This is a genomic window from Stenotrophomonas rhizophila, from assembly GCF_007667275.1.
GTDB classification, from domain to species: domain Bacteria; phylum Pseudomonadota; class Gammaproteobacteria; order Xanthomonadales; family Xanthomonadaceae; genus Stenotrophomonas; species Stenotrophomonas maltophilia_AE.
The window spans coordinates 1,043,415-1,059,715 of record NZ_VDQT01000001.1 but is presented as its reverse complement, the minus strand read 5'-3'; the positions used below and the strand labels follow the sequence as shown (position 1 = coordinate 1,059,715).

The 16,301-nt window shown below is 68.1% G+C and carries 12 protein-coding genes; 5 read left to right on the top strand and 7 right to left on the bottom strand.

Annotation, left to right across the window (positions count from 1 at the left end; translation table 11 throughout):
• Positions 1–15 precede the first annotated feature (15 nt).
• Genes FSZ13_RS04560 through FSZ13_RS04545 form a run of 4 tightly spaced genes read right to left on the bottom strand, consistent with a single transcriptional unit; the run spans position 16 to position 4,500 of the window.
• Positions 16–2,250 (bottom strand): TonB-dependent siderophore receptor, encoded by a 2,235-nt coding sequence (locus FSZ13_RS04560; RefSeq protein ID WP_145478207.1) that lies wholly within the window; start codon positions 2,248–2,250, stop codon positions 16–18.
• A gap of 23 nt (positions 2,251–2,273) precedes the next feature.
• Positions 2,274–2,585, bottom strand: a complete 312-nt coding sequence (locus FSZ13_RS04555; protein ID WP_145478206.1) for a DUF3325 domain-containing protein — start codon at positions 2,583–2,585, stop codon at positions 2,274–2,276.
• A complete protein-coding gene (locus FSZ13_RS04550) occupies positions 2,582–4,159 on the bottom strand; it encodes a PepSY-associated TM helix domain-containing protein (protein WP_145478205.1) in 1,578 nt (525 codons plus the stop codon). Before FSZ13_RS04550 ends, FSZ13_RS04555 begins: the two co-directional genes overlap by 4 nt.
• The gene (locus tag FSZ13_RS04545; protein WP_222116590.1) at positions 4,156–4,500 is read right to left on the bottom strand and encodes a hypothetical protein; all 345 of its coding nucleotides are present in this window, start codon (positions 4,498–4,500) and stop codon (positions 4,156–4,158) included. Before FSZ13_RS04545 ends, FSZ13_RS04550 begins: the two co-directional genes overlap by 4 nt.
• A 186-nt stretch (positions 4,501–4,686) precedes the next feature.
• Here FSZ13_RS04545 and FSZ13_RS04540 point away from each other — a divergent pair, with 186 nt between their 5' ends.
• The 3 genes from FSZ13_RS04540 (at position 4,687) to FSZ13_RS04530 (ending at position 8,905) form a co-directional block, all read left to right on the top strand.
• A complete protein-coding gene (locus tag FSZ13_RS04540) occupies positions 4,687–5,655 on the top strand; it encodes a cation diffusion facilitator family transporter (protein ID WP_145478204.1) in 969 nt (322 codons plus the stop codon).
• Between the two features lie 78 nt (positions 5,656–5,733).
• Positions 5,734–6,483, top strand: coding sequence for a 2,3-diphosphoglycerate-dependent phosphoglycerate mutase (gene gpmA, locus FSZ13_RS04535; protein ID WP_145478203.1), 750 nt, complete (start codon positions 5,734–5,736; stop codon positions 6,481–6,483).
• A gap of 319 nt (positions 6,484–6,802) precedes the next feature.
• Positions 6,803–8,905, top strand: a complete 2,103-nt coding sequence (locus tag FSZ13_RS04530; RefSeq protein ID WP_145478202.1) for a M13 family metallopeptidase — start codon at positions 6,803–6,805, stop codon at positions 8,903–8,905.
• 163 nt (positions 8,906–9,068) lie between these two features.
• Here the strand turns inward: FSZ13_RS04530 and mfd are convergent, their stop codons facing one another.
• From mfd to FSZ13_RS04515, 3 genes are all read right to left on the bottom strand, one after another.
• Positions 9,069–12,536, bottom strand: coding sequence for a transcription-repair coupling factor (gene mfd / locus FSZ13_RS04525; RefSeq protein ID WP_145478201.1), 3,468 nt, complete (start codon positions 12,534–12,536; stop codon positions 9,069–9,071).
• Positions 12,537–12,574: 38 nt separating this feature from the next.
• Positions 12,575–13,120, bottom strand: a complete 546-nt coding sequence (locus FSZ13_RS04520; protein WP_145478200.1) for a GNAT family N-acetyltransferase — start codon at positions 13,118–13,120, stop codon at positions 12,575–12,577.
• Positions 13,121–13,195: 75 nt separating this feature from the next.
• Positions 13,196–14,053, bottom strand: coding sequence for a 23S rRNA (adenine(2030)-N(6))-methyltransferase RlmJ (locus FSZ13_RS04515; RefSeq protein ID WP_145478199.1), 858 nt, complete (start codon positions 14,051–14,053; stop codon positions 13,196–13,198).
• 45 nt (positions 14,054–14,098) lie between these two features.
• Here FSZ13_RS04515 and creB point away from each other — a divergent pair, with 45 nt between their 5' ends.
• Both creB and creC read left to right on the top strand, forming a co-directional pair.
• A complete protein-coding gene (gene creB, locus FSZ13_RS04510) occupies positions 14,099–14,794 on the top strand; it encodes a two-component system response regulator CreB (RefSeq protein ID WP_145478198.1) in 696 nt (231 codons plus the stop codon).
• Between the two features lies 1 nt (position 14,795).
• On the top strand, positions 14,796–16,226 hold the full coding sequence (gene creC / locus FSZ13_RS04505) for a two-component system sensor histidine kinase CreC (protein ID WP_145478197.1): 1,431 nt from the start codon (positions 14,796–14,798) through the stop codon (positions 16,224–16,226).
• Positions 16,227–16,301 lie beyond the last annotated feature (75 nt).

Here is a 16,301-nt window from a genome sequence, read left to right as displayed (position 1 = left end):
TGTGGGGGGAGCCGGTCAGAAACCGGCGCGCAGGTTGAACAACACCCGCCGCGGCTCGCCCCAGTAGCCCGAATTGAAGAAGCCGACGTTGCGGTAATACACCTTGTCGAACAGGTTGGTCACCGTCACGCCAACGCTCAGGTGGTCGTTGATCCGGTAGCGGCCCATCAGGTCGAACAGCATGTAACCGCCCTGGCGCATCTGGCCGTTGGCGGTGATCGGTGCGCCGGCCGCCGTGTAGCGACCGGTGGGAATCGGCTGCAGCTGGTAGATCGCGCTCTGCACGGTGAAGCCGCCGCCCACCATCCAGTTGCCATGCCGGTAAGTGGTGTTGAACCGGGCCAGGTGCATCGGGCTGGTGCTGGCGAAGCGGCTGCCGTCCGGATTGGTGCTGAAGGCATAGGTGTAGCCGCCGGTCATGCTCCAGTTGTCGGTGATCGAGCCGGACAGCTCGAACTCGGCGCCATTGGTTTCAACGCCCTTGCTGGCGATGTAGGGCACGCTGCCATCGGGCAGCAGGATGTCGGCGCCGGCCGGGTCGCGCGTGGCCACGTTGTCCTGCTTCATGTAGAAGCCGTTGAGCGCGCCGTACAGGCGGCCGCCGAAGAACTCGCCCTTGAACCCGTATTCGTAGTTGTCGCCGGTCACCGGGTCGAGCAGTTGGTTGTTGATGTCGCGCAGCGCGGTGGCCTGGAACACGTCCGAATAGCTGGCGAATGCCGAGACGTTCGCGTTGAGATCGTAGATCACCCCCAGGTAGGGGGTGGGCTCATGCGCGGTGGTGCGCGCGCTTCGGCTGGTGAAGTTGCCGTTGACGTCGAAGTTGTCAGTGGTGGTCCGGTAGTCGGAATACCGCGCGCCCGCGATCACCTTCAGGTCATCCATCGGGTTCAGGCGCACCGCCGCGTAGTAGCCGGTTTCAGTGGTGTTGACCGTGCTGGAGGGGATGCCGTAATTGACCGTGGTCGGTTTGCCGATGATGCCGTCCCAGCTGAAGATGCTGGGGAAGGCGGCCACGTTGTACGGGCGTGCGGTGATGCCGGCGCGGATCGTATCGAGGTCGCGGTCGTAGTGATTGATGCCGGCCACCAGCTCATGCGAACGGCCGAACAGCTGGAACGGGCCGGAGGCGTACAGGTCGAACGCATCTTCGCGGGTTTCGGAGACCGAGTAGGTATCGGCGATGCGCAGCCCCAGGCCGGTGACCGGGTCGGCCCAGTTGCCGGTATTGGAACCGGCCAGCAGCAGGCTGTCGGTGTCGGTGCTGCGGCGGTTGTAGGCCAGGCGACCGCTCCAGCCCGCACCGAACTGCTGCTCCAGGGTAAGGAAGTAATTGGTGCTCTCGCGGTTCCATTCGTTCCAGCGCGCCGCCGCGCTGTAGGAGCGCGGCATCGTCGCCCGGCTGCCGTCGCGGAAGTACAGCGGGGAAGCGCTCCAGGCACCGCCATCGGATTCGGTCTCCAGGTAGTCGATGCCGCCGCGCAGGCGGGTGCTGTCGGTCAGGTCGGCTTCGATCACGCCATACAGGCTGGGCGAGGTGTCGTGCTGGAAGCGCACCCAGCTTTCCTTGTCGGTGTAGGCGCCGACGAAGCGGCCGCGGACCCGGCCGCCGGCGCTCAACGGGCCACCCACGTCGACTTCGGCGCGGCGGTAATCCCAAGAGCCGGCACTGAGGCTGGTGCTGGCCTGGAAGGTATCGGTCGGGCGCTTGCGCACCATGTTGACCGTTGCCGACGGATTGCCCGAGCCGGTCACCAGGCCACTGGCGCCGCGCACGATTTCGATGCGCTCGTAGATCGAGGTGTCGCTCAGGATCGAGTTGCCGCCCGCGCCGGTGGTGTAGTTGGTCGGTACGCCGTCGAACATGAAGTTGTTGATCGCAAAGCCGCGTGCGGTGAACAGGGTGCGGTTGCTGTCGTAGGACTGCACGGTCACGCCCGGCGTCTGCTGCAGCACTTCGGCGATGGTGATGAGGTTGAAGTCCTCGATGCGCTGGCGGGTGAACACGGTCAGCGACTGCGGGGTTTCGCGCAGGGTCAGCGGCAGCTTGGTCGCGGTGTTGGTGCCGTAGACCTGGTAGCCCTCGGTGCGCTGGGTGACCAGCACCTTGTCCAGTTCGGTGGTCCTGGGCGTTTCGCCGTCGGGCGTGGTCACGGCCTGGGCCGATGCCAGCGCCGGCAGTGCGGCCAGCGCCAGGCACAGCGCAAGGGGGTTCCGGCGCGGGGCGCCAGTGGGGGAAAAGCGGGACATGCAGGCCTCGGTAGGAGCGGGAATCAGGAATCGGGGGATCGCGGCGCGCGGGGCGATGGGCGCGCGTTGGGCGCGGTCCGGTAGCTGAGCCAGAGCAGGGGAACGGCCGCACCGACCGCCAGCACGCCAAAGGCCGCCACCACGCCGTAGGCGATGCCCCACGCGGCCAGGCTGCAGGCCACGGCGCCGGCGATACCCAGCCATCCCAGTGCCCTGAAGCGCCGCTTCTGGCGCGGGCCGGGCAGGGCGCCGAACGTATCGCGGTGGTGGCGGTCCATGCCCAATGCCAGGCATGCGAAGCCGGTCAGCGCCAGCAGCAGGGCGAGCAGGGTCATGCGCCGCTCCCGGTGGTCACCACGGCGACACCGCGCGGCGCACGCACGCGGCGCTGTGCGGGCACGTACCGGTGCACCCGGCGCGCCACCCACAGCAGTGCGGCGCCGATCAGCAGCAGGCCCAGGTCGATACCGCCCTTGGCCATGTCGCCTGCGCCCAACGCGGCGAACAGCCCACCGTGCCAGGCCAGCATGTTGAAGACCGGCAGCAGCAGCGCCAGTACCGCAGCCGTAGCCAGCTGCTCCACCCAGGCGCGGCGCGGCTGGCGCAGCGTGGCATGCACCACGCACAGCGCCCAGGCCGCGAAGAACACGCTGATTTCCGCCTTGGAACGCTGCGCCAGTGCCTCCGGCAGCAATCGGTTGCCCCACAGGAACGCCAGCATCGCCACCGGCAGGCCGGCCACGAAGGCGATGTTCATGCGCTCAACGAAGCGGAAGGCGCGTGGCGGCTGCAATGGATCGGGCAGCTGCTCGCGGCGCTTCACCGTCCACAGCACCAGCCCGCTGGCCACCATCAGGGTGCCGGCGACACCGGACAGGAAGAACAGCCAACGCATCACCACCGGCGCGAAGCGGCCGGCATGCATGCCGATCATGCCGTCGCGGGTGTACACCGTGGCCGATCGCAGCGGCGGCTCGCCCAGCAGCATGCCCTGCGCATCGAAGCGCAGCGGTTCGCCGCTGTCGGCAATGCGGTCGCCGCTGTCGCGACGCAGGGTGATGCGCATGGCGGCATCGCCGGGGTGGTCGACCACTACCGAGGCGGCATGGCCGTTGCCCCACTGCGCCGCCGCCACCGGCAGCAGCGCGGCCAGCGCCGGCGGCGTCACCGCCTGGCCGCTGGGTTCGACCTTGGCCTCGCGCGGGAACAGCTCGGCGAAGAAGGCATCGCGCCCGCCGTAGTTGGCGTTCACCGCCCACGGCATGTACACGGTCATCAGGGTGATCAGACCGGTGTAGGTGATCATCAGGTGGAACGGCAGCGACAGCACCGCAAGCGCGTTGTGCCCGTCCAGCCAGCTGCGCTGGCCCTTGCCACGACGCAGGGTGAAGAAGTCGGCGAAGATCTTCTTGTGGGTGATCACGCCACTGACGATGGCCACCAGCATGAACATCGTGCAGAAGCACACGAACCAGCGCGCCCAGATCACCGGCACGTAGTGCAGGTCGAAGTGCAGGCGGTAGAAGAAGTCGCCGCCGCGCGTTTCGCGCGCCTGCACCGGTTGGCCGCTGGCGTCGAGGGTGGCCTGCCATGGATTGGGCTGCCCGCGCTTCGGCTCCGGCGCGTCCTTGGGCTGCCAGCGCACCGACGTGGCGTTGCCGCGGCTGCCGGGCAGTTCGATCGACCAGCGGCTGGCATCCGGCGCGGTCCGGGCCAGGAACGCCTGGGCCTGGTCGAGCGCGACCTCGGCGCTCGCCGGCAGGCCCAGTTCCGGCTGCATCCAGCGGGTCAGTTCCACCCGCCAGTAGCTGGCGGTACCGGCGATGAAGATCAGGTACAGCACCCAGCCGACCACCAGCCCGGACCAGGTGTGCAGTACCGCCTGCGACTGCCGGAAGCCCTGGCTCATGCCGCGCTCCCGCCCAGCAGCAGGCTCAGCAGCACGGCCGGAGTGGCCGCCACGGCCAGGCCGACGGCGGCGCGTGCGCTGCTGCGCGCGGCGTAGGACCAGATCGCGGCCAGGGTGTAGATCACGAACGACGCCATGGTCGCGGCCAGCGCCGCGTCCGCCAGGCTGCCCGGCAGCAGGCGCGCCAGGGCCGCCGCCCAGCTGGCGGCCACTGCGTACCCGCCCAGCAGGGCGAGTCCGCCGCGTGCCCACAGCACGCCGTTGCCACGGTCGCGGGGGGCCGCGCGGCGGGCAGGGCGCCCGGTGGGCGCGGTCGGGGAGTGCGGTGGCGAAGAGGGCATCGGGACGTCGACGCGGGCGTGAAGTAATTGAGAATCAATATTATTTGACCTGGGCCGGCGTGTCGAATCCCTCGTTAGAGGGATGCGCGGTGGGGCGCACGTGTGCTGTGCAACGTTATAAACAACGTAATAGTCTCCCCGGCACGCCGCGCAGTAGGCTGTGTCGCATTGCACAGGAGCCGTTGAATGGGCCACGACCACGATCACCTGCCCAGCGAGATCCGCCACGAGAAACCGTTGTGGTGGGCGCTGGGCCTGACCACGACCTTCCTCCTCGTGGAGGTGGTGGGCGCGTTCTGGACCAACAGCCTGGCGCTGTTGTCCGACGCGGCGCACATGGCCACCGACACACTGGCGCTGATGATCGCGCTGGTGGCGGTGCGCCTGAGCCGGCGCCCGCCCGATGCGCACCGCACGTACGGCTATGCGCGGCTGGAAGCGCTCGGCGCGATGGTCAACGGCGGCCTGCTGTTCGTGGTGGCCGGCTACATCCTGTGGGAAGCGGTGGCACGGTTCCGCCAGCCGCAGGAGATCGCGTCCACCGGCATGCTGGTCATCGCGGCCTTCGGCCTGCTGATCAACCTGGTCTCGATGCGCCTGCTGCGTGCCGGCAGCGGTGAAAGCCTGAATGTCAAAGGCGCCTACCTGGAAGTGTGGGCGGACATGCTGGGTTCGGTGGCGGTGATCGTCGGCGCGCTGCTGATCCGCTGGACCGGCTGGAAACTGATCGATCCGATCCTGGCGGTCTTGATCGGGCTGTGGGTGCTGCCGCGCACCTGGGTGCTGATGCGCGAGGCGATCAACGTGCTGCTGGAAGGCGTGCCCAAGGGCATCCAGGTGGATGCGGTGCGCGCGCGGCTGTGTGCGCACGAGGGCGTGCGGGACGTGCACGACCTGCACGTGTGGGCGCTGGCCTCCAGCACGCCGGCATTGACCGCGCACGTGGTGGTCGACGAGGGCGTGGATGCGGATGCCCTGCGGCGCCGGCTGGGTTCTGCGCTGCACGAGGAATTCGGCATCGACCATGTGACCCTGCAGATCGAGGCAGATCACTGCGGCGATGACTGCGGGGACGGCACGCCCGCTGCGCAGGGCCACGCCCATCATGAGCACGGCCATGATGCGCAGGGCCACCACGGTCATCCGCATCCCTGAACCGACCGGGGCAGGGCAGGGTCGACGGGGTTGCCGCTACAATGGCAGCCTGCCTTGCCATCCCTCGGAGAAACCGCAGTGACCCGGAAACTCGTACTGTTGCGCCACGGCCAGAGCCAGTGGAACCTGGACAACCGCTTCACCGGTTGGGTGGACGTGGAGCTGACCGAGCAGGGCCGCCGCGAAGCCGCTGCCGCCGGCCGCCTGATGCGCGAGGAAGGGCTGCAGTTCGACGTGGCGCACACCTCGGTGCTCAAGCGCGCCATCCACACCCTCCAGGGGGCCCTGGCCGAGCTGGACCAGGACTGGCTGCCGGTGAGCAAGAGCTGGCGCCTGAACGAGCGCCACTACGGTGGACTGCAGGGCCTGGACAAGGCTGAAACCGCTGCGAAGCATGGCGAAGACCAGGTCAAGATCTGGCGCCGCTCCTACGACATTCCGCCGCCGGCGATGGACCGCGAAGATCCGGGCCACCCGATCCACGACCGCCGTTATGCCGGCCTGGACCGCAACGCGCTGCCGGGCACCGAATCGCTGGCGACCACGCTGGAGCGCGTGCTGCCGTACTGGTTCGATGCCATCGCCCCGCAGCTGAAGGACGGCAAGACCGTGCTGGTCACCGCCCACGGCAACTCGCTGCGCGCGCTGTACAAGTACCTCAACAACGTCTCGCAGGAAGCCATCCTGGAGCTCAACATCCCGACCGGCATTCCGCTGCTGTTCGAGCTCAACGACGACCTCACCGTGCAGTCGTTCCGTTACCTGGGCGACCCGGAAGCGGCACGCAAGGCCGCCGAAGCGGTGGCGAACCAGGGCAAGGCGCGCTGAGGCGAACGCGGGTGTGCCGGCCTTTGGCCGGTACGTTTGCTGCGTTTGGGGGTCAGGCGTTACCGGACGTGGAACCTTCCACGGCGGTCGTTCGGGAACCGACCCTACCCGCACCGTAGCGCGCGGGGAAACGCCCGCGTGGCCGGCTTGCCGTGCCGCGTGGGGACGCACCGCATGCCGCGCAGGGACACGACACGCGTGTCCAACGTACACCTGGCCGACGCCTGTGACCTTTGGCCGGTCCGTCACCGTTCCTACCGCGCTACGCTCGTGGATTGCCCACCATCCGGGCAATGCATCCCTGTAGCCGGAGAGTCGAATGACGTTTTCCAAGCTGGCCCCGCTGGGCCTGACCGTTGCCATCGCCATGTCGCTGGCGGCCTGCAACAAGACCGAGACCCCCGCGGCGGCCACCGCCGAGGCCGACGCCGCCAAGCCGGCGTTCGACCTGTCGCAGATCAAGACCCCGCTGATCTCGCTCAACAGCGCTGACCTGGATCCCGCCGTCGCCGCGTGTACCGACCTCAACGGCTTCGTCAACAGCAAGTGGCTGAAGGCCAACCCGGTGCCGAACGACCAGACCACCTGGGGCAGCTTCGAGATCCTGCGCGAGCGCTCGCTGGAAGTGCAGCACGCACTGGTCCAGCAGGCGGCCGCCAGCCAGGCCAAGGCCGGCTCGGTGGAAGCCAAGATCGGCGACATCTGGAAGACCGGTTCGGACGAAGCGAAGATCGAAGCGGCCGGTATCGCCCCGCTGCAGCCGCAGCTGGACAAGATCGCCGCGCTCAATGACACCGCCGCCATCACCCAGTACCTGCGCGACAGCCAGGCGCAGGGCCAGGGCGTGCTGTTCTCGCTGTTCGCCAATGCCGACTACAAGGATTCGGGCAACGTCATCGCCTACGTCGGCCAGGGCGGCCTCGGCCTGCCGGAGAAGGGCTACTACTTCGACGCATCGCAGGCCAAGATCCGCGACGCCTACGTGGCCTACATCGCGCAGGCGCTGACCCTGTCCGGCGTCGATGCCGCCCAGGCCAAGACCCAGGCCCAGGCCGTGATGGACTTCGAAACCCGCCTGGCCAAGGCTTCGCTGTCGCGCATCGAACTGCGCGACCCGGCCAAGCGCTACAACCCGCTCAGCGCCGCTGAAGCGGACAAGCTGACCCCGAACTTCAGCTGGACCGCGCTGTTCGACACCCTGAAGGTGCCGGCCGCGCAGAAGTTCTCGCTGGCCCAGCCGGGTTTCTTCAGCGAAGTAGACAAGATGCTGGTCGACGTGCCGGCCTCCACCTGGCAGGCCTACCTGCGCTTCCACACCGTCGATGACGCTGCGCCGTACCTGAGCAGCGCCTTCGAAAAGGCCAACTTCGACTTCTACGGCACCACGCTGCGTGGGCAGAAGGAAATGCAGCCGCGCTGGAAGCGCGTGCTGGAATCGGTGAACACCTCGATCGGCGAAGGCCTCGGCCAGCTGTACGTGGATGCGGTGTTCCCGGCCGAGTCCAAGGAGCAGATGCAGCACCTGGTGGAGAATCTCTCGGTGGCGCTGAAGGCGCGCCTGGAGAAGCTGGAATGGATGGGCGAAGACACCCGCAAGAAGGCACTGGAGAAGTGGGCCAGCTTCACCCCGAAGATCGGCTACCCGGACAAGTGGCGCGACTGGTCGGGCTTTGAAACCAATGCCGACAGCTACCTGGGCAACATGCAGGCCGCGCGCGCGTTCAATTACCGCTACATGCTCAACAAGATCGGCAAGCCGGTCGACAAGACCGAGTGGGGCATGACCCCGCAGACCGTCAACGCCTACTACAACGCGACCAAGAACGAGATCGTGTTCCCGGCGGCGATCCTGCAGGCGCCGTTCTTCGACGCCAAGGCCGATCCGGCGCTGAACTATGGCGGCATCGGTGCGGTCATCGGCCACGAAATGATGCACGGCTACGACGATTCGGGCAGCCAGTTCGCCGCCAACGGCAACTTCGACAACTGGTGGACCGACGCCGACCGCAAGGCCTTCACCGGCCGCACCGACCAGCTGGTGGCGCAGTTCGACGGCTACGAATCGCTGCCGGGCGTCAACGTGAAGGGCAAGCTGACCCTGGGCGAGAACATCGGTGACCTCGGCGGCCTGACCGTGGCATACGACGCGCTGCAGATGGCGTTGAAGGAAAACCCGAAGGCCAACGTGGCCATCGACGGCCACAGCCAGGACCAGCGCTTCTTCATGAACTGGGCCACGGTGTGGCGCCGCAACTTCACCGATGGCGAGCTGCGCGTGCGCCTGAACACCGACCCGCATGCACCGGCGAACTTCCGTGCCAACGGCGCGCCGTCGAACATGCCGGCGTTCGCGCAGGCATTCGAGTGCAAGCCGGGCGACGCGATGGTGCGCGCCGACGACAAGCGCGTGGTGATCTGGTAATCGAAGGGGCCCGGCAATGCCGGGCCCTTTTTTGTACAAGCGGCGTCCGAGGTAGAGCGGACGGTAGAGCGGACTGTTAGTCCGCTGCTGTCCGCGCTCGGGTCCGGTCCGCGTGGCCGACTAACAGTCGGCTCTACCTTCGGCTCTACCTTCGCGGGGGCGGTCAGCCCGGCGCCAAGGTGGTCAACAACGCCTTGGCCGCGTTGAAGCGGTCTTCGGGCAATGGCAGCGGCACCTTGATGCGCAGCTTGTCCGGGCCGTCCATCATGTACAGCTTGGGCTGCTTCTGGATCATCTGGATCACCGCCATCGGGTCGATGCGCGGCTGCGCCTCGAACACGATGCGGCCACCACTCTCGCCCAGCTCCAGCTTGCGGATGCCCAGCGCATTGCACTGCAGCTTCAGCTCGGCCACCGCGAACAGATGCTTGGCCGCATCCGGCAGCAGCCCGAAGCGGTCGATCATCTCCACCTGCAGCTCACGCAGCTCGGCACTGTCGCGCGCGCTGCTGATGCGCTTGTACAGGGTCAGGCGGGTGTGCACGTCGGGCAGGTAGTCGTCCGGGATCAACGCCGGTACATGCAGCTCCACCTCGGCACCGCGAATTTCTTCGCCGGCATCCAGGTCGGGCAGCTTGCCCAGCCGGATGCTGCGCACCGCACGTTCCAGCAGTTCGGTGTACAGGCTGAAGCCCACCTCGGCCATCTGCCCGCTCTGGTCCTCGCCCAGCAGTTCGCCGGCACCGCGGATTTCCAGGTCGTGGGTGGCCAGGGTGAACCCGGCGCCGAGCTCGTCCATGGAGGCGATCGCTTCCAGGCGCTTCTCCGCATCCGGCGTCATCGCGCGCCTGTCCGGCACCACCAGATAGGCGTATGCGCGGTGGTGCGAACGACCGACGCGGCCGCGCAGCTGGTGCAGCTGGGCTAGGCCGAAGCGGTCGGCGCGGTTGATGATGATGGTGTTGGCGTTGGGGATGTCGATGCCCGATTCGATGATCGTGGTCGACAGCAGCACGTTGTAGCGCTGCTTCTGGAAGTCCAGCATCACCCGCTCCAGCTCGCGCTCGGGCATCTGTCCATGGGCGATGCCGATGCGCGCCTCCGGCACCAGCTCGGCCAGGTCGCGCTGCATGCGGCCGATGCTTTCCACGTCGTTGTGCAGGAAATACAGCTGGCCACCGCGCGCCAGTTCGCGCTGGAACGCCTCGCGCAGCAGCGCGTTGTCCCAGGCGGTGATGAAGGTCTGTACCGCCAGCCGGTTCGGCGGCGGGGTGGCGATGATCGACAGGTCGCGCAGCCCCGCCATCGCCATGTTGAGCGTACGCGGGATCGGGGTGGCGGTCAGGGTCAGCAGGTGCACGTTGGCGCGCATGGCCTTCAGCGCTTCCTTCTGGCGCACGCCGAAACGCTGCTCCTCGTCCACCACCACCAGGCCCAGGTCCTTGAACTTCACGTCCGGCTGCAGCAGGCGGTGGGTGCCGATGATCACGTCGATGGTGCCGGCGGCGACCTTCTCCAGCTCGGCCTTGATCTCTTTGGTGCTCTTGAAGCGCGACAGCACTTCCACCCGCAGCGGCCAGTCGGCGAAGCGGTCGCGGAAATTGCGGTAGTGCTGTTCGGCCAGCAGAGTGGTCGGTACCAGCACCGCCACCTGCTTGCCGGCACTGGCCGCGGCAAACGCGGCGCGCACCGCCACTTCGGTCTTGCCGAAGCCGACGTCGCCGCAGACCACGCGGTCCATCGGCTGGCTGCTGGCCAGGTCGCGCAGGGTCGCTTCGATCGCGGCGATCTGGTCCGGGGTTTCCTCGAACGGGAAGCCGGCCGCGAACGGCTCGTACATCGCGCGGTCCACGTGCAGCGCGAGGCCGGCGCGCGCGCGTCGGCGGGCCTGGATTTCCAGCAGCTCGGCGGCCACGTCGCGGACCTTTTCAGCGGCCTTGCGTTTGGCCTTGCTCCACTGCTCGCCGCCCAGCGAATGCAGCGGGGCGGTTTCCGGCGAGGCACCGGAATAGCGGCTGATCAGGTGCAGCTGGGCCACCGGCACGTACAGCCGGTCGCCCTTGGCGTATTCGATTTCCAGGAACTCGCCCGGCATGCCGCCGGCGTCGAGCACGATCAGCCCGCGGTAACGGCCCACGCCATGGTCTTCATGGACGATGGGTGCGCCTTCGGTCAATTCACCCAGGTCACGGATGATCGCTTCGGGCTCGCGCCCGACCCGTCGGCTGCGCCGGGTGGTACCGGCACGCTCGGGGAACAGCTGGCGCTCGGTCAGTACCGCCAGCGCGGGCGTGTCCAGCGCGAAGCCGTCTTCCAGCGGTGCCACGGTGATCGCAAAGCGCGGCGCGTCGTCGGCCAGGAAGGTGGGCAGGTCGCTCACCACCGGCGGCTTCAGCTCAGCCGCCTGCAGCACTTCCAGCAGCGCTTCGCGGCGACCCGGCGAGTCGGCGGCGATCAGCACGCGACCGGGGTAGTGGCCGATGAACGATTTCAGCGCTTCGCCGGCGGGCGCGTCGCGTGCGGCCACCGGCAACGGCGGCAGCGGCTGGTCGCCGAGCGGCGTGGCCTCGTCGATGCGCGCGTGGTCGGCGCCCCACACTTCGACGCGCGGCAGGGTGTTCAGGCGCGCGTTGAGCGCCTCGGGGCTCAGATACAGCTCGGTGGGCGCCAGCAGCGGGCGCTCCACGTCGTGCCGGCGTTGTTCGTAGCGGTTCTGGGTCTGCGCCCAGAACGAGGCCGCCGCTTCGCCCACGCCGTTGGCGATCACCGGCAGCGCATTCGGCTGCAGGTAGTCGAACAGGGTTGCGGTCTGGTCGAAGAACAGCGGCAGGTAGTACTCCACGCCCGCCGGTGCGAGGCCGGACTTGAGATCCTGGTACAGCGCGCTGCGCCGGGTATCCACGTCGAAGCGTTCGCGCAGGGTGGCCAGCACGCGCGACACGCTCAGTTCGTCCAGCGGCACTTCGCGGCCGGGCAGCATGCGCACGGCGTCGACCTTGTCCAGCGAGCGCTGGCTTTCGGGGTCGAAGGCGCGGATCGAATCGATGTCTTCGTCGAGCAGCTCGATCCGCAGCGGCGCGTCGGCGCCCATCGGGAATACATCGAGCAGGCCGCCGCGGACGGCGAAATCGCCCGGGTCCATCACCTGCGGCACGTTGCGGTACGCCGCCGCTTCCAGCCGGCGCTTTTCAGCGTCCAGGTCCAGGCGCTGGCCGACCTTCAGGTCGAAACTGCCGCCGATGATGTACTTGAGCGGGGCCAGCTGCTGCAGCACGGTCTGCACCGGCACCACCACGATGCCACGGCGCAGCGTGGGCAGCTGGTGCAGTGCGGCCAGGCGCTGCGAAATGATGTCCGGGTGCGGACTGAAAGCGTCGTAGGGCAGCGTTTCCCAATCCGGGAAGGCCACCACCGGCAGGTCCGACGCGCTGCCCAGCAGGGTGCGCAGGTCGGACTCGATCTGGTTGGCGCCATGGTTGTCGCGCGCGATGACCAGCAGCGGCCCGTCATGCACATCAGCGGCACGGGCGATGTACCACGCCAGTGCCGTTGGCGATGCGGGAGCGCGCCACCAGGCGCGGAGCTGGCCCGAACGGGGCAGCGGCGGAGCGGGATAGGAAGTGCGTGACATGAGCCGCCGATTTTAGCAGACGGCCATGTGATGGCTGCCTAGTTCTCAAGCTCCAGCACCATCCGCACCAGGCCCGGGGTTTCCTTCGGGTGGGGCACCTGCTTGAAGCCGAGCGATGCGGCCAGCTGCTTCATCGGCTCGTTCTCTTCCAGCACGTCGCCGTAGAGCCGATCGAGGTACTTGCCGCGCGCCCACTTCACCAGCTTGCGCATCAACTGCCGGCCCAGGCCCTGGCCGATCAGGAAGCGACTGATCAGGATGGCGTATTCCGCCTCGCGGGTGCCGGGCACGATCGACGCGCGGGCCAGTGCGCCCACGACCGCTTCACCGGCCGGCAGCGATTCGGCCGCGACCAGGGTGATCTCGAGCTTGAGGTTGGGGTGGGTCAGGCGCTGCACCGACTCGTCGGACAGTTCGCTGACCGAGTGCAGCATGCGATCGCGGATTTCTTCCGGCCCGAACAGGCTGAAGGCGCCCTTCAGCGGTTCGCCGTCTTCGGGGCGGATCGGGCGGATCAGCAGTTCATGGCCGCTGGGAGCCTTGAAGATTTCGTGCCAGGGCGGCATGCGGTTACGGGTAGCCATACCGGTGGTTCCTTGGTGGTCTTCAGATTCTCGCATCCCCGGGGTCGCGTTCCGTGAACGGAACGCTCACGCCCGTCATTCTGCCTGCTTGAGCCACTGCAGGCGGGTAGAGGCACCGGCTTCGCCCAGGTGCTGCTTCAGTGCCGGCATGGCCGGAGCCAGCACCTGGTCGAATTGCCACGGCGGATTGAGCAACAGCATGCCGCTGCCGTTCAGCCTGAGGGGAGAGTCGTCCGGCCGCACCAGTAGTTCTACTGTAAGCACCGACTTCACCGGCAGGGCGCAGGCCTTGCGCAGGAAGTGCAGGATGGTGCGGCGCTGCTTGATCGGGAACCAGATCGCGAAGCTGGCCTGCGGCCAGCGGCCCAGGATCTCGCTGACCGAGGCGAGGATGCGCTGGTACTCGGCATCCTGGCCTTCGTAGGGAGGGTCGATCAGGACCAGGCCGCGACCGATCTTCACCCCGTTGGCCTTGGGCGGCAGCAGCGCCTTGTTCTGCGCGTAGCCGTCGGCGTGCAGCACCGCCACCCGGGTGTCGTGGGCGAACAGCGCCTTCAGCGCCGCCGCCTCGGCGTCCTGCAGCTCGCATACCGCCATGCGGTCCTGCTCGCGCATGGCTTGGGCGCTGAGTAGTGGCGAGCCGGGGTAGCTGATCATCGCCCCGACCGGGTTGTCGGCCTGCACCGCCTTGAGGTAGCGCTCCACCACGGCGGGCAGGGTCGGCTGGGCCATCAGCCGCATCACGCCGTCTTCGGCTTCCAGGGTCTTGCGGCTTTCTTCGCTGGCCAGCAGGTAGCGGCCGGCGCCGCCATGGGTGTCCAGCACGAAGAACGGGCTGTCCTTGCGCTTGAAGCTGTCGAGCAGGGCAAGCTGGACGATGTGCTTGAGCACATCGGCGTGGTTGCCGGCATGGAAGGCGTGGTGGTAATTCATCGGCGCAGTGTACGGGGCGGCGGCCCCAGCGGCTATGCTGCGCGCATGAACCGCCCCCTGCACACCGTCCTGGTCGTCGAAGACGAAACCGCCATCGCCGACACCGTGCTCTACGCGCTGCGCAGCGAGGGCTACGGCGCCCAGCACTGCCTGCTGGGCGCGCAGGCGCTGCAGCAGCTGCGCCAGGCACCGGTGGACGTGGTGGTGCTGGACGTCGGCCTGCCGGACATGAGCGGCTTCGACGTGTGCCGCACCCTGCGCACCTTCAGCCAGGTGCCGGTGATCTTCCTCACCGCGCGCAATGACGAGTTCGACCGGGTCCTGGGCCTGGAGCTGGGTGCCGACGACTACATGGCCAAGCCGTTCTCGCCGCGCGAGCTGGTGGCTCGGGTGCGGGCCCGCCTGCGCCGCAGCGGCCCGGCGGTGGAGGACGGAACCGCAGGCTGGCAGGCGCACGGGCGCTTCTCCATCGACCGCGAAGGACGCCGCATCCGCTTCGACGGCCAGGCGCTGGAGCTGACCCGCTACGAATATGCGCTGCTGGCGGCATTGTTGCAGCGGCCCGGCGCGATCCTGAGCCGTGCGCAGTTGATGGACCGGGGCTGGGACAGCGCGGCCGACAGCGCCGACCGCACCATCGATACCCACGTGAAGACCCTGCGCGCCAAGCTGCGCGCGGCGGGCGCCGACACCGACCCGATCCGCACACATCGCGGCGTGGGTTACGCGCTGGAGGTGTAGGGTGCGGCTGGGCCTGAAACTGTTCCTGGGCTTCTTCCTGATCGTGGGCATCGCCGCGTTCTTCGTGATGCGCGTGTTCGTCAACGAAGTGAAACCCGGGGTCCGCCAGGCCATGGAGGCGACCCTGGTCGATGCAGCCAACGTGTTGGCGGAAATGGCCGCTGCCGACCTGAAGGCCGGCCACATCCGCAACGGCGCGTTCGTCGCCAACCTGGCCCGCGCGCAGCGCCGCGATCCCAAGGCGATGGTGTGGCGCTTCCCCAAGCGCAGCCTGGACTATCGCGTGACCATCACCGACGCGCGCGGGATCGTGGTGTACGACTCCACCGGCCGCGACATCGGCCGCGACAACTCGCGCTGGAACGATGTCTACCGCACCCTGCGCGGCGAGTACGGCGCGCGCTCCAGCCCGGAAACGCCCGGCGACGAGGTGCATTCGGTGATGCACGTGGCCGCGCCGATCCATGACCCGGCCGATCCCACCCGTCTGATCGGCGTGCTCAGCCTGGCCCAGCCCAACCGCAGCATCGACCCGTTCATCGCCGCCAGCCAGCGCGCCATCCTGCAGCGCGGGGCGTGGCTGATCGGGTTGTCGGCGCTGGTCGGATTGTTGATGACCGGCTGGTTGATGCATGGGGTCAATCGGCTCAACCGCTATGCCCAGGCGGTCAGTGCCGGCGAGCCGGTACCGCCGCCCAAGGCGCGCCGCGATGAGATCGGCGACCTGGGGCGGGCGCTGGAAACCATGCGTCGCAAGCTGGAAGGCAAGGCCTACGTGGAGCAGTACGTACAGTCGCTGACCCATGAAATGAAGAGTCCGCTGGCGGCGATCCGTGGCGCGTCCGAGCTGCTGCAGGAGCCGCTTCCGGAGGCCGACCGCGTGCACTTCGCGCGCAGCATCCAGGGCCAGGCGCAGCGCCTGACCGAAACCATCGACAAACTGCTGGCGTTGGCTGAAGTGGAGCAACATGGCTGGCTGCAGAAGCGCGAGCGCGTGGCGGTGACGCCGTTGCTGCACGCGGCCGCCGATGCGGTGGCGATGCGTGCGCAGGCGGCCGGGGTCGCGGTGGACGTCGAATCCGACGCGGCCTTGGAGGTGCAGGGCGACCCCTATCTACTGCGCCAGGCGCTGAACAACCTGCTGGAGAACGCGCTGGCGTTTTCCGCTGCCGGCAGCCGCATTGCGCTGGGCGCCGTGCGCGAGGGCGACAGCGTGGTCCTGCGCGTGGCCGACCGCGGCAGCGGGGTGCCGGACTATGCGCTGGAGCGGGCCTTCGAGCGCTTCTATTCGCTGGCGCGCCCGGCCACCGGTCAACGCAGTTCGGGGCTGGGCTTGTCATTCGTGCAGGAAGTGGCGCGGCTGCATGGCGGCCGGGCGGAGCTGGCCAATCGCGAGGGCGGCGGCGCAGTCGCAACGCTGACGCTTGGGTGACCCCGCCACTTCACATTCGCTTCAAACACGGCACATCGTCCGCCCACCGGCACCCGGGATGCTGGCACCCTTCCC

Coding starts and splice junctions, on each gene's coding strand:
- FSZ13_RS04560 (WP_145478207.1), bottom strand. CDS start 2,250: ATGTCCCGCTTTTCCCCCACTGGCGCCCCGCGCCGGAACCCCCTTGCG.
- FSZ13_RS04530 (WP_145478202.1), top strand. CDS start 6,803: ATGACGTTTTCCAAGCTGGCCCCGCTGGGCCTGACCGTTGCCATCGCC.
- FSZ13_RS04545 (WP_222116590.1), bottom strand. CDS start 4,500: ATGCCCTCTTCGCCACCGCACTCCCCGACCGCGCCCACCGGGCGCCCT.
- mfd (WP_145478201.1), bottom strand. CDS start 12,536: ATGTCACGCACTTCCTATCCCGCTCCGCCGCTGCCCCGTTCGGGCCAG.
- creB (WP_145478198.1), top strand. CDS start 14,099: ATGAACCGCCCCCTGCACACCGTCCTGGTCGTCGAAGACGAAACCGCC.
- FSZ13_RS04550 (WP_145478205.1), bottom strand. CDS start 4,159: ATGAGCCAGGGCTTCCGGCAGTCGCAGGCGGTACTGCACACCTGGTCC.
- FSZ13_RS04515 (WP_145478199.1), bottom strand. CDS start 14,053: ATGAATTACCACCACGCCTTCCATGCCGGCAACCACGCCGATGTGCTC.
- FSZ13_RS04520 (WP_145478200.1), bottom strand. CDS start 13,120: ATGGCTACCCGTAACCGCATGCCGCCCTGGCACGAAATCTTCAAGGCT.
- FSZ13_RS04540 (WP_145478204.1), top strand. CDS start 4,687: ATGGGCCACGACCACGATCACCTGCCCAGCGAGATCCGCCACGAGAAA.
- FSZ13_RS04555 (WP_145478206.1), bottom strand. CDS start 2,585: ATGACCCTGCTCGCCCTGCTGCTGGCGCTGACCGGCTTCGCATGCCTG.